The sequence below is a fragment of the Mycetocola sp. Y719 genome (assembly GCF_056713205.1).
The window spans coordinates 161,648-173,738 of the sequence record NZ_JBWYGY010000005.1; the positions used below are offsets into that span (position 1 = coordinate 161,648).

12 protein-coding genes are annotated in these 12,091 nt (G+C 66.2%); 5 read left to right on the plus strand and 7 right to left on the minus strand.

Annotation, left to right across the window (positions count from 1 at the left end; all coding sequences use genetic code 11):
* Positions 1-257: 257 nt before the first annotated feature.
* On the plus strand, positions 258-2,138 hold the full coding sequence (locus AC1M0F_RS16275) for an ABC transporter ATP-binding protein (RefSeq protein WP_480239306.1): 1,881 nt from the start codon (positions 258-260) through the stop codon (positions 2,136-2,138).
* Entirely contained in the window at positions 2,135-3,952 is a 1,818-nt protein-coding gene (locus tag AC1M0F_RS16280) for an ABC transporter ATP-binding protein (RefSeq protein ID WP_480239307.1), read from the plus strand. The genes AC1M0F_RS16275 and AC1M0F_RS16280 overlap by 4 nt, the downstream gene beginning before the upstream one ends.
* A gap of 106 nt (positions 3,953-4,058) precedes the next feature.
* Here AC1M0F_RS16280 and AC1M0F_RS16285 read toward each other — a convergent pair whose 3' ends face one another.
* Positions 4,059-4,397, minus strand: coding sequence for an MGMT family protein (locus tag AC1M0F_RS16285; protein ID WP_480239308.1), 339 nt, complete (start codon positions 4,395-4,397; stop codon positions 4,059-4,061).
* Positions 4,366-4,815, minus strand: coding sequence for a GNAT family N-acetyltransferase (locus tag AC1M0F_RS16290; RefSeq protein ID WP_480239309.1), 450 nt, complete (start codon positions 4,813-4,815; stop codon positions 4,366-4,368). The genes AC1M0F_RS16285 and AC1M0F_RS16290 overlap by 32 nt, the downstream gene beginning before the upstream one ends.
* A 202-nt stretch (positions 4,816-5,017) precedes the next feature.
* On the opposite strand from AC1M0F_RS16290, the gene AC1M0F_RS16295 reads away from it, so the two are divergent.
* Complete coding sequence (locus tag AC1M0F_RS16295; RefSeq protein ID WP_480239310.1) at positions 5,018-6,232, plus strand: NADP-dependent isocitrate dehydrogenase; 1,215 nt, start codon at positions 5,018-5,020, stop codon at positions 6,230-6,232.
* Positions 6,233-6,297: 65 nt separating this feature from the next.
* Here AC1M0F_RS16295 and AC1M0F_RS16300 read toward each other — a convergent pair whose 3' ends face one another.
* The gene (locus AC1M0F_RS16300; RefSeq protein ID WP_480239311.1) at positions 6,298-6,717 is read right to left on the minus strand and encodes a hypothetical protein; all 420 of its coding nucleotides are present in this window, start codon (positions 6,715-6,717) and stop codon (positions 6,298-6,300) included.
* Positions 6,718-6,833: 116 nt separating this feature from the next.
* Here AC1M0F_RS16300 and AC1M0F_RS16305 point away from each other — a divergent pair, with 116 nt between their 5' ends.
* A complete protein-coding gene (locus tag AC1M0F_RS16305) occupies positions 6,834-7,613 on the plus strand; it encodes a glucosamine-6-phosphate deaminase (RefSeq protein ID WP_480239312.1) in 780 nt (259 codons plus the stop codon).
* On the opposite strand, the gene AC1M0F_RS16310 is transcribed toward AC1M0F_RS16305, so the two are convergent.
* Positions 7,610-8,203 carry a TetR/AcrR family transcriptional regulator gene (locus tag AC1M0F_RS16310; protein WP_480239313.1) on the minus strand — a complete coding sequence of 198 codons (594 nt, stop codon included), beginning with the start codon at positions 8,201-8,203 and terminating at the stop codon, positions 7,610-7,612. The genes AC1M0F_RS16305 and AC1M0F_RS16310 overlap by 4 nt on opposite strands.
* 89 nt (positions 8,204-8,292) lie before the next feature.
* Here AC1M0F_RS16310 and AC1M0F_RS16315 point away from each other — a divergent pair, with 89 nt between their 5' ends.
* Positions 8,293-9,372 (plus strand): hypothetical protein, encoded by a 1,080-nt coding sequence (locus AC1M0F_RS16315; RefSeq protein WP_480239314.1) that lies wholly within the window; start codon positions 8,293-8,295, stop codon positions 9,370-9,372.
* Between the two features lie 3 nt (positions 9,373-9,375).
* Here the strand turns inward: AC1M0F_RS16315 and AC1M0F_RS16320 are convergent, their stop codons facing one another.
* From AC1M0F_RS16320 to purU, 3 genes are read right to left on the minus strand one after another with little or no spacing between them, the layout of a single operon-like run.
* Positions 9,376-10,728 (minus strand): FAD-binding oxidoreductase, encoded by a 1,353-nt coding sequence (locus AC1M0F_RS16320; RefSeq protein WP_480239315.1) that lies wholly within the window; start codon positions 10,726-10,728, stop codon positions 9,376-9,378.
* Complete coding sequence (locus tag AC1M0F_RS16325) at positions 10,728-11,081, minus strand: YrdB family protein (protein ID WP_480239316.1); 354 nt, start codon at positions 11,079-11,081, stop codon at positions 10,728-10,730. Before AC1M0F_RS16325 ends, AC1M0F_RS16320 begins: the two co-directional genes overlap by 1 nt.
* A gap of 20 nt (positions 11,082-11,101) precedes the next feature.
* A complete protein-coding gene (gene purU, locus AC1M0F_RS16330) occupies positions 11,102-11,977 on the minus strand; it encodes a formyltetrahydrofolate deformylase (RefSeq protein WP_480239317.1) in 876 nt (291 codons plus the stop codon).
* Positions 11,978-12,091 lie beyond the last annotated feature (114 nt).

Genomic DNA, 12,091 nt, shown 5'->3' on the forward strand with positions numbered 1-12,091 from the left:
TGACGTACAACATCACATCGCCGACATCAAGGTCGACGGTTTCCCACGTCTCAGTCCGTGGTGCGCTCGGCGCACGCCGACCGGCCCTACCGGGTTCATAACCCGGTCGCACAGCGCTTCGGCGCGACCCTGCGCTTGATTCCGGTTCTGTCGGAATCCTCCCTCTCCGTTCGACGTTCACCCTTGGTGACGCATCCCCTTTTCCCGGGAATTTACCGCGCTGCCCGCCGTGGCCGCGCAGGAAGATCAGTCCACACATGTCTCGTCATCCCGACGACAAGAAGTCCCACAAGTCCGAGCTGTCGACGGCGGCTGCGCTCTGGCGAATCCTCCCGTACGCCCGCAAGGCCCTGCCGCGCATCTCCCTGGGCATGGCGGCCGCTCTCGCCGCCGGCCTGGTCGCCCTGTGCATTCCGCTGATCCTCGAGGCACTCGTCGACGGACCGCTGTCGACCGGTGACACGTCGCAGATCTGGTGGGCGGTGCTCGCCGTGCTCGGACTCGGCGTGATCGAAGCCGTGATGATCGCGCTCAGGCGCTGGTTCGTCCTCAAGCCGGGCACATACGTCGAGGCCGAGATGCGCAACGCCCTGTACGCGCGGCTGCAGGATCTTCCGGTGTCATTCCACGACCGCTGGCAGTCCGGCCAGCTCCTGTCGCGGGCGGTCAGTGACCTCAACCTCATCCGGCGCTGGCTGTCATTCGGCCTCGTCCTCCTCGTCGTGAACACCGTCACGATCGTGATCGGCGCCGTCGTGCTGTTCTACTGGCACTGGCTGCTCGGCACGATCTTCCTGACCCTGGCCGTTCCGATCTGGATCTACGGCTTCGTGTTCGAGAAGAAGTACTCGATCATCGCCAGGCGCAGCCAGGACCAGGCAGGTGACCTCGCGACCGCCGTCGAGGAGTCCGTCCACGGCATCCGCGTGCTCAAGGCGTTCGGCCGGGGAAAGTACGCCCTGCGCAACTTCGAGTCGCAGGCGGAGAGCCTGCGAGGAACCGAGATCGAGAAGGCCAAGGCGATCGCGGGCATCTGGCTGTGGCTCCTGCTTCTGCCGGACGTCGCATTCGCGCTGTGTCTTCTCACCGGTGTGTGGCTCGCGTCGGCCGGTGAGATCAGCGTCGGCCAGCTGTTCGCGTTCTTCGCGACAGCCACGGTGCTCCGGTTCCCGATCGAGTCGATCGGCTTCCTGCTCTCCATGACCTTCGACACGCGCACGGCGACAGACCGGTTCTTCGAGGTGCTCGACACCCGGAACACGATCACCGACCCTGAGCACCCGAAGACCATCGCGGATGTGCGTGGCCGACTCCGCTTCGAGAACACCCACTTCCGCTACCAGGATTCGCCCGAACGATTCCCCGACCTGCTGAACGGTGTCACCCTGACACTCGAGCCGGGGGAGACCATGGCGCTCGTGGGGCTGACCGGATCGGGGAAGACGACGCTGACGGCATTGACCACGCGGCTGTACGACGTGACAGGCGGTGCTGTGACCCTCGACGGCGTCGACATCCGAGACCTGTCAAGGGAAGACCTGCGCAGGCACATCGCGATGGCGTTCGAGGATGCGACGCTGTTCTCGGCATCCGTCCGCGACAACGTCCTGCTCGGTCGTGGCGACCTCGACCCGCGCAGCGCCGAAGGGGAAGCCGTCCTCGACGAGGCGCTCGACATCGCACAGGCCAACTTCGTGCGCGACCTGCCCGACGGGGTCGACACCATGGTCGGTGAGGAAGGACTGAGCCTGTCAGGCGGACAGCGCCAGCGCCTGGCCCTCGCCCGAGCCGTCGCTGCCAAGCCGGCAGTCCTCGTGCTCGACGACCCGCTGTCGGCGCTCGACGTCGACACCGAGGCGCTCGTCGAAGCGGCCCTGCGGCGCGTGCTCGCGTCGACCACCGCGCTCGTCGTCGCGCACAGGCCGTCGACGGTGATGCTCGCCGACCGCGTCGCACTGCTCGAGAACGGGAAGGTGACGGCCGTCGGCAGGCACAGCGAGCTCCTCGCCACGAGTGAGCACTACAAGTTCGTGATCTCCAGCCTCGAAGACGAGGAGAAGCGCGAAGCAGCAGATCAGATCGACAAGAGGCTCGACGAGTCCAGTGTCGACGCCGACACCGTGGAGGCGGGCGCATGACCAACGTTTCAGTACAGGGCGTCGAGGGCGAAGAACGCGACGATTTCACCAAAGGTGAGAGCGCCCAGATCCGGGAGCGCTCGCTGCGCCTGCTCGGGTCGCTGCTGCGCCCTCTCCGGCTGCGCGTCGTACTCACCATGCTCGTGGTCGTCGTGTCGACGGCCGCGCAGGTCGCCGGGCCTGCCCTCATCGCGTTCGGCATCGACCGCGGCCTCCCCGCCGTGCTCGAGCAGGGTGACTGGATGCCGACGTTCCTCATCGTCGCCATCTACCTCGTCACCGGGATCGTGGGAGCGGGGCTCATCGCGTGGTACACAGTGCTCAGCGCGCGGATCAGCCAGGCCATCCTCATCGACCTGCGGAAGCGCGTCTTCCTGCAGACGCAGAAGCTGAGCCTCGAGTTTCACGAGAGCTACACGTCTGGGCGGATCATCTCGCGCCAGACGAGCGACCTCGACGCGATTCGTGAGCTGCTCGACTCAGGCATCAACCAGCTCGTGTCCGGGTTCCTCTACATGCTGTTCACGGGAATCGCGCTGTTCCTCCTCGACGGCACCAGCGGCCTCGTGCTGCTCGGCGCGCTCATCCCGCTGTACTTCCTGACCCGGTGGTTCCAGAAGCGGTCACAGGTCCTGTTCCGCCAGTCGCGCGTCGCATCTGCACGGGTGATCGTGCAGTTCGTCGAGACGATGACAGGCATCCGTGCCGTGAAGGCGTTCCGCAAGGAGAAGCGCAACGAGAAGGAGTTCGGCGGTCTCGTCGAGGACTACCGCGACGTGAACGCTCGCGTCATCCAGCTGTTCGGCGTGTTCGACCCCGGGCTGGTGCTGATCGGGAACATCGCGGTCGCCACCGTCCTGCTGGTCGGTGCCTTCCGTGTCGTCGACGGTTCGCTCGCCATCGGTGCCCTGCTGGCCGTCGTGCTCTACACGAGGCGCTTCTTCGACCCGATGGAGGAGATGGCGATGTTCTACAACTCCTACCAGTCAGCAGCGGCCGCGCTGGAGAAGATCTCCGGCGTGCTCGAGGAGAAGCCGACGGTGCCGGACCCGGTCCAGCCCGTCGACCTGTGGACGGCGCACGGCCACGTACGTTTCGACGAGGTCACCTTCGCGTACAAGGACGACACCGTCGTGCTGCCGAACTTCACCCTCGACATCCCCGCCGGGCAGACGATCGCGCTCGTCGGCTCGACCGGTGCCGGGAAATCGACACTCGCCAAGCTGATCTCGCGGTTCTACGACCCGACGGACGGCACGGTGACGCTCGACGACGTGGACCTGCGTGACCTTCATCCGAAGGACCTGCGCCGGGCCATCGTCATGGTGACGCAGGAGGCGTACCTGTTCTCAGGCTCGGTGGCGGACAACATCGCCATCGGCAAGCCGGATGCCACGGCTGACGAGATCACCGCGGCGGCGAAGGCCGTCGGAGCCGACGAGTTCATCCGTTCGCTTCCGAACGGCTACGAGACCGACGTCAACAAGCGCGGAGGGCGGGTGTCAGCAGGGCAGCGCCAGCTGATCTCCTTCGCGCGCGCGTTCCTGGCCGACCCGTCCGTGCTCATCCTCGATGAGGCGACGGCGTCGCTCGACATCCCGAGTGAGCGTCTCGTGCAGGAGGCACTGCAGACCCTGCTCGCCGACCGTACGGCCGTGATCATCGCCCACCGGCTGTCGACGGTCGCGATCGCCGACCGCGTGCTCGTGATGGAGCACGGCAGGATCGTCGAGGACGGGACACCCCGCGACCTCATCTCGGGTACCGGGCGGTTTGCCCAGCTGCACGCGGCGTGGAGGGAGTCGCTCGTCTAGAGCGGGCCGACGCGGGTGTTCCGGCTTCGCGCGGGTGTGAAAACACCCGCGCGAAGCCGTTTGGCACGCGCAGGCGTCGCACGCTGCGACTCAACGGTGCCGTTCCTCACAGGAACGCCGACCGTGTCAGGCGGTAACCGCCGTCCGCCATCGCCGCCATCGGCGTCGACTCGGCCAGGTAGTGCTCGAGCGCTTCGGCGTCATGTCCCGAAGGAGGAAGGCCGCCGGCGCGGACGACCCGCCACCAGGGCACCTCGCTGCCGTGGTGCGCCATCACGCGCCCGACACCGCGGGCTGACCTCGAGCCGAGCGTCGCGGCGAGCTGGCCGTAACTCATCACGCGTCCTGGCGGGATGGAAGCGGCCACGTCGAGGACCGCCTCGACGAAATCGTCGGGGGACAGCCGCCCGGGATCAGAGCTTGCGGACGCCGATTGTTTCGCCATACTGCGTTTCGCCGACGGGCTCGAAGCCGACGCGGAGGAAGAAAGCCTCCGGCCCGGACTCGCCCGGTTCGTAGATGACGTTGACGTGATCGAAGCCGCGCGCTGCGGCCTCTTCGCTGAGTGCCTTGACGGCATAGGTGCCGACGCCACGGCCCTGGTCGTCCGCGTCGACGTTGATTCGCCAGAGGATGCTCGTGAACTCGTCCTGGCCCTCTGGGTCGAAGTTCGCCTGGACGAAGCCGACGACCTCGTCTCCGTCGAGGATGACACGCTGCCAGCTCGTCTCCGGGTTCACGACGGCCGCGGCGACCGAATAGGACACGGGGGCGACGAACTGTTCCTGGCCGGGCTTGAGCGTCAGTGCGTTGACCGCGACGATCGTGGAGGCGGACAGTTCTTCAAGTCTCAGCTCAGGCATGGTGCAAGGCTAGCCCGAACGGAGGTCTCATCGGTAGCGATGCCTTCGTGCGTGACACAATTCGTCAGATGTTCACAGCGGAGGATGTCGCGTGCAGGGCGTCCGGTCGCTGCGCCGCGATATCTCTCGATATCAAGATAGTTGCGCGGCTCGGGTAAGCTAGTCCGCGGCCCGTAAGGCCCCACAAGCTAGGAGCTCTCCATTGTCAAAAATTAAGGTTGAAGGAACCGTCGTCGAGCTCGATGGCGACGAGATGACCCGCATCATCTGGCAGTCCATCAAGGACACGCTGATCCACCCGTACCTCGACGTCAACCTCGAGTACTACGACCTCGGAATCCAGAAGCGTGACGAGACCGACGATCAGATCACGATCGACGCCGCCCACGCCATCCAGAAGCACGGCGTCGGCGTCAAGTGCGCGACCATCACGCCTGATGAGGCCCGGGTCGAGGAGTTCGGCCTGAAGAAGATGTGGAAGAGCCCGAACGGGACCATCCGCAACATCCTCGGCGGCGTCATCTTCCGTGAGCCGATCATCATCTCGAACATTCCGCGCCTCGTGCCCGGCTGGAACAAGCCGATCATCATCGGCCGTCACGCCTTCGGCGACCAGTACCGCGCCACCGACTTCCTGTTCAAGGGCAAGGGCACGCTGACCGTCGAGTTCACGCCCGAGGACGGCTCGGAACCGCAGAAGTTCGAGGTCTACCAGTCGCCTGGAGACGGTATCGCTCAGGTTCAGTACAACCTCGACGCATCCATCCGCGACTTCGCCCGTGCGAGCCTCAACTACGGTCTCACCCGCAACTACCCGGTGTACCTCTCCACGAAGAACACGATCCTCAAGGCCTACGACGGCCGGTTTAAGGACCTGTTCCAGGAGATCTTCGACGCCGAGTTCAAGGAGCAGTTCGACGCCGCAGGACTGACCTACGAGCACCGCCTCATCGACGACATGGTGGCATCCGCCATGAAGTGGGAGGGCGGCTACGTCTGGGCCTGCAAGAACTACGACGGCGATGTCCAGTCGGACACCGTCGCGCAGGGATTCGGCTCGCTCGGTCTGATGACCAGCGTGCTCGCCACGCCAGACGGAAAGGTCGTCGAGGCTGAGGCAGCGCACGGCACGGTGACGCGTCACTACCGCATGCACCAGCAGGGCAAGCCGACCTCGACCAACCCGATCGCGTCGATCTTCGCCTGGACACGCGGGCTGCAGCACCGTGGAAAGCTGGACGGAAACGACCAACTCGTCGAGTTCGCCCACACCCTCGAAGACGTCGTCATCAAGACGGTCGAGTCAGGGAAGATGACCAAGGACCTCGCGCTTCTCGTCGGCCCTGAGCAGTCGTACCAGACCACGGAGGAGTTCCTCGCTGAGATCACGGCCAACCTCAAGGCCCGTCTCGGCTAAGACCCTGCTGACACACGAATGCCCCCGATCGCGAGATCGGGGGCATTCGTCGTCGAGGCGTAGTGTCAGGCCTCGCAGGCCTTCTGAACGGCTGCGAACGTGGTCTCGATGTCGTCGAGGGCGTCGGTGAGGCCCTCGGAGTCCACGTTGGCCGGGTCGTCCGCTGCCTTCTTCATCTCGGCGGCGAACCCGTCCAGGGCCTTTTCGGCCTTGTCCGTGGTCTTCTTCACATCGGCGTTGGTGATGTCGTCGTTGGCGCCGGCGAACGCCGTTGCCAGCTTGTCGACGGCTTTAGCGCCCTCCGCCGGGTCGTTGCCGAACGATGCGACGCTCTCGGAGAGGTCCTCCTGGGCCTGGACCATTGTGGTCTGTACGACGGTGCATGCTTCAGCGCTGGACTGTCCGCCGGCGCAGCCGGTGAGCATCAGGCCGGCGATGGCGACGATGCCGAAAACGGATGCCGTCGTAGTGCGGTTTCGGGGCACGGAAAATCCTCTGGTCTGGTGGGAGGGGAATCCGAAAACACTACCAGCAGCATTCCGGGAGGTACCCGGGAGGGCGGTTCTGCCAGACTGGGGGAAACAACGTGAAAGAGGCGGATGTGGCAGAAGTAGTGATCGTCGGGAACTCGAACGACGCGGGGGAACTCGTTGCGGATGCGATCGTCCAGCTGATCGGGCGCAAACCTGACGCCGTCCTCGGCCTCGCCACCGGGTCCACGCCACTGCCGGTCTACCAGGCCATGGCCGGCCGCGCACGTGACCTCGACCTGAGCCGCGTTTCCGGGTTCGCGCTCGACGAGTACGTGGGCCTCCCGGTCTCCCACGCCGAGAGCTACCGCTCCGTCATCACCCGCGAGGTCGTCGAACCCCTCGGTCTGGACCCGCAGCGCATCCACGTCCCCGACGGACGTACCGAGACCATCGAGACCGCCGGTGCAGACTACGAACGCGCCATCATCGCAGCCGGTGGTGTCGACCTGCAGATCCTCGGGGTCGGCACCGACGCACACATCGGCTTCAACGAGCCGGGCTCCTCGTTCGCCTCGCTCACGCGGGTGAAGACCCTCACCGAGCAGACCCGCAGAGACAACGCCCGATTCTTCGACTCGCCCGACCAGGTGCCGATGCACTGCATCACGCAGGGGCTCGGCACGATCCTCCGGGCCAGGCACCTCGTCCTGCTCGCCTTCGGTGATGGCAAGGCGGATGCCATCGCCGCGTCGCTCGAAGGCCCGCTGTCTGCGATGGTGCCCGGGTCCGCCATCCAGCTGCACCCTCACGCGACGGTCGTCGTCGACGAAGCTGCGGCATCGAAGCTCAAGCTCGCGGACTATTACCGGTACACCTATGCGAACAAGCCGGGGTGGCAGGGGATCTAGAGCGTAAAAAGAACCTCGACGCCGCTGAAGTAGGTGTCGGCGTCGAACGACTCGAGCAGGGTCGACTGTACGACGTAGCCCTGCCCGATGCCGAAGAGCACTGGGGCGATCGTCGCTGCCCACTCCTCGGGGTCCTCGCGGGTCGGGTGGGGGTTCTGAGCCGCCCAGGCTCCCAGGTACAGCACGAGCGCCGCTCGTACCCGCTCGAAGACGTGGTCGACGAGCTCGGTGATCTCCGGAGACACCACCGCCTCGGCCCAGACCTGGAGGAGCGCGCGTGTGCCGGCGAACTCCCCGGCCACCCGGGTCACCATCAAGCGGATCACCTCTGCGGGGGAGGGGATCGACTCGGCGGAGGCGAAATGCTCGAGCTCGATCGACCGCTGCCCGAGGATTCGTTCGGCCACCGCGATGACGATCTGCTGCTTTCCGGCGTAGTGGCCGTAGATCGCGCCGGCGCTCAGCCCGGATGCCTCGATGATGTCGGCCATCGACGTCGCCTGGAACCCACGTTCCGAGAAGCACCGCAGAGCGGCTTCCGCGATCTCCTCGCGACGGGCAGCGCGGTACTCGGTGCTTACTTTGGGCATGAACACAGCCTAAAAAGAATGATCGTTCTTGACAAGTTTCGGGACCGGTGTCACGCTATAAAGAACGAACATTCTTTTTAGGAGGAGTCATGTCCACACACACAACCCGGACCTCCGAACCGACGTCGTTCGGCCGGATCACCGTTCTGGTCCTCGGCCTCGCCGCCATGGTCGCTGGCATTCTTCTGGCCTTCTCCTGGCCGGCGGTGACAAGCGAACCGCAAAATCTTCCTGTCGCAATCTCGGGTGAGACCGCCCAGGTGCAGCAGGTGGCTGCCGCTCTCGAAGAGAACGCAGCAGGGCTCCTCGACCTGGTCGAGGTCGAGAGTGCAGGAGACGCCAGGGCCCTCATCGAGGACCGCACGGTCTACGGTGCGATCGTGCTCTCCCAGCCTCCTGAAGTGCTCACGGCATCCGCGGCCAGCCCCGTTGCGACTCAGATGCTCACGGGCCTCGCCGGTCGGCTGCAGGAGATGGCCAACCAGGCTGCCGCCGCGCAGGGGATCGTCCTGCCTGAACCGATCGTCGTCACCGTGACGGATGTCGTTCCGCTCGCCGAAACGGACCCGCGAGGCACCGGCCTCGCGTCGGCGATGTTCCCGCTGGTCATCGGCGGGATCGTCGGAGGCATCGCCATCTCACTCACCGTCGTCGGCGTCTGGCGCCGGATCGGCGCGCTTCTCGGCTACGCGGTCGTCGGCGGCCTGGCGATCGCCGGCATCCTGCAGGGCTGGTTCGGCGTCCTGCAGGGGGACTTCCTCCCGAACTCGGCTGCCGTGGCGCTGGCGCTCCTGGCGATCGCCGCTCCTCTCGTCGGCCTCAACACCGTTCTCGGGCGAGCCGGAATCGCACTCGGGGTGATCCTGTTCGTGCTCATCGCCAACCCGATCGCGTCTGCCGCCGCTCCTCCGCAGTTCCTTCCTGAACCCTGGGGCGCCGTCGGGGCGTGGTTCCCGCCTGGCGCCGCGGCGACCCTGCTCAGGGACCTGTCGTACTTCCCTGCGGCCGAGGTCGGCTTCCCGCTGGCCGTGCTTTCCGCCTGGGCGCTCGGTGGTCTCCTGCTGACCCTCACCGGCCTGGTCAGGAACCGGCGCACGGATGCCGTCGTCCCGGAGCCGTCGCATCCGTCAGCACGCGAGCCTCAGAGCGAGCCCGCGTTGAGGGCGTAGCGCTCAGAACACCTTGCCCGGGTTGAGGATGCCGTGCGGGTCGAAGACCAGCTTGATCTGCCGCTGGAGGTCGAGCTGGTCTTCGCCGAGTTCCTGGCCCAGCCACCGCTTCTTGAGGATCCCGATCCCGTGCTCACCTGTGAGCGTTCCGCCGAGACGGAGGGCAGCCACGAACAGTTCGTCGGCCGCCTGCCAGATCAGTTCGGGCACCTCCGGTCCCGAGAAGATGAAATTCGGATGCAGGTTGCCGTCTCCGGCGTGGGCGACGGTGGGAATGCGGATGCCGTAGCGCTGCTCGATCCGGACGATCTCGGCGAACATGGCCGCAAGCGCCGTCCGCGGCACGGAGACGTCCTCGATGAGGGTTGTGCCGAGGGCTTCCATCGCCGGGTGCATCGACCGGCGGACGGCAAGGAGCCGTTCGCCCTCGACCGGGTCGGTGGTGAGGTCCGCCCGCCCGCCGAGTGACCGGATGACGGCCACCGCCGCTTCGGCCTCCGCGCCAGCAGCGGGCCCGTCGGTCTGAACGGCGAGGTGCGCTTCGCCTGTGACGGTTCCAGGGAGGTCGAGGAGGGAAGCGACGGCTTCGAGAGACGCCGGGTCCATCAGCTCCATCACGGCGGGCTGGATGCCCGCTGCCGTGATCGCGGCTGCTGCGGCTGCGGCGTCCGTCACCGTGGGGAAGTACGCCGCGACGGTAGCGATGGTGCCAGGTACTGCCCGCCTGATCCTGACGGTCGCTTCGACGATGACCCCGAGGAGGCCCTCTGAGCCGACCATCAGGGCGGTGAGGTCGAGGCCGGTGACGCCTTTGACACTGCGGTGACCCAGGTCGAGGAGCCGTCCGTCGGCGAGGACGACCTTGAGCCCGAGTACGGCGTCACGTGTCACTCCGTACTTGGCGCAGAGCAGGCCACCGGCGTTGGTGGCGATGTTGCCGCCGACGGTCGAGATGGCCTTCGATGCGGGGTCGGGAGCGAACCAGAACCCGTGACCGGCGAGGATCTCGTTGAACCGGCCGTTGAGGATCCCCGGCTCGACAACGGCGAGCTGGTCGGCCTCGTTGATTTCGAGTACGCGGTCCATCGCCATGGTCGACAGGACGATCTCGCCCGAAGAAGCGATGGCCCCTCCGGCGAGGCCGGTGCCGGCGCCGCGGGTGACGACGGGCGTGCCCGTTTCGGTGGCGATACGCATCACCTCCTGCACGTCCGCGACGGAGCGGGCGGTGACGACGGCGAGGGGTGCTGAGGCCGACACGTGCCCGGACTTGTCGGCCTGCGTGACGGCCAGCACAGCGGCATCCGTCGACACCGCGTCGCCGAGGGCAGCGACGAGTCGGTCGACGACCGTCATCAGCTCAGTTCCCGACGGCCGTTCACCACTCCGCTGATGGCCGCGAGAACGCCGAAGACGACGGCGACGACGGGTACACCGAGGTCCCACCAGGCAAGCGCAGCCGCACCCATGACGGCGATCTCGACGAGCGCCTTGCCATAGACGTCGATGTGGAAGACGGCCTTGGGGGAGCGGAAGAGTGCCCAGAGCAGGATGGCCACGGCGGGAAGCACGATGCCGAGGACGATGTTCCACGGCAGCGGCCACGCGGAGAAGCCCCAGATGGCGAGGCTGACCACGGCGAAGATCTCGAGGAAGAACCTCAGGATGTCATTGGGGGTGAGAGAGACTTTGTCGCTGGATTCCTGCACCGGTCCAGTGTAAGCGGTGCTCACTTGAAGATGATGGTGCGGGCTCCGTCGAGGAGCACCCTGTCCTCGGCGAACCACTTCACCGCCTGGGTGAGGGTGCGGCTCTCCTCGTCCTGGCCGATGGCCACGAGCTCGGCAGGGCTTCTCGAGTGGTCCACGCGCACCACGTTCTGTTCGATGATCGGTCCCTCATCGAGATCGCTGGTGACGAAATGCGCGGTCGCCCCGATCAGTTTCACGCCGCGGGCGTGCGCCTGCCGGTACGGGTTCGCGCCCTTGAATCCGGGCAGGAACGAGTGGTGGATGTTGATGGCGCGCCCCGCCAGCCGCTCGCACAGTTCAGGAGAGAGGATCTGCATGTATCGGGCCAGGACTACGAGTTCGATGTCGAACTCCTCGACAGCGTCGAGGATCCGCTGCTCGAACGCTGCCTTCGACGCGGCATCCGTCACCGGACGAGACTCGAATGGCACGCCGTAGAAGGCGGCGAGGTCGCGGAGACTGCCGTGGTTCGAGAGCACGAGGGGGATCTCGACGCTGAGCTGCCCGGCGCGCTGCCTGAACAGGAGGTCGTTGACGCAGTGAGCAGCCGTCGAGGCGAGTACGAGGGTGCGGAGAGGGCGGCCGACCACGTCGAGCCGCCAGGTCATGCCGTATGTGTCAGTGACTGGCGCGATTGCCGCCTCGAATTCGGCGCGGTCGCCGGGCGATTCGACCTGCAGGCGCATGAAGAACCTGCCGGTGTCCGCGCTGGAGAACTGCTGGCTCTCGGTGATGTTTCCCCTGGCGGAGACGATCGCCCCGCTGATGGCGTGCACGATCCCGGGCCGGTCTCCGCAGACAAAGGTCAGGACCCAGTGGTTGTGGTGCTCGCGCGCGGCGTCGGGGGTAGTCACGCCTCTAGGGTATTGCAGTCCGGTTGCCGCCGATTCCTCGCCGGATCGGCGGGTCTCGCGTAGACTGGACGATGGTCAGCGCATCCCGCTCGGCCCTGGGCGCGCACATCGGCG

Coding starts and splice junctions, on each gene's coding strand:
- AC1M0F_RS16290 (WP_480239309.1), bottom strand. CDS start 4,815: ATGCCTGAGCTGAGACTTGAAGAACTGTCCGCCTCCACGATCGTCGCG.
- AC1M0F_RS16310 (WP_480239313.1), bottom strand. CDS start 8,203: ATGCCCAAAGTAAGCACCGAGTACCGCGCTGCCCGTCGCGAGGAGATC.
- AC1M0F_RS16285 (WP_480239308.1), bottom strand. CDS start 4,397: ATGGCGAAACAATCGGCGTCCGCAAGCTCTGATCCCGGGCGGCTGTCC.
- AC1M0F_RS16280 (WP_480239307.1), top strand. CDS start 2,135: ATGACCAACGTTTCAGTACAGGGCGTCGAGGGCGAAGAACGCGACGAT.
- AC1M0F_RS16275 (WP_480239306.1), top strand. CDS start 258: ATGTCTCGTCATCCCGACGACAAGAAGTCCCACAAGTCCGAGCTGTCG.
- AC1M0F_RS16315 (WP_480239314.1), top strand. CDS start 8,293: ATGTCCACACACACAACCCGGACCTCCGAACCGACGTCGTTCGGCCGG.
- AC1M0F_RS16320 (WP_480239315.1), bottom strand. CDS start 10,728: ATGACGGTCGTCGACCGACTCGTCGCTGCCCTCGGCGACGCGGTGTCG.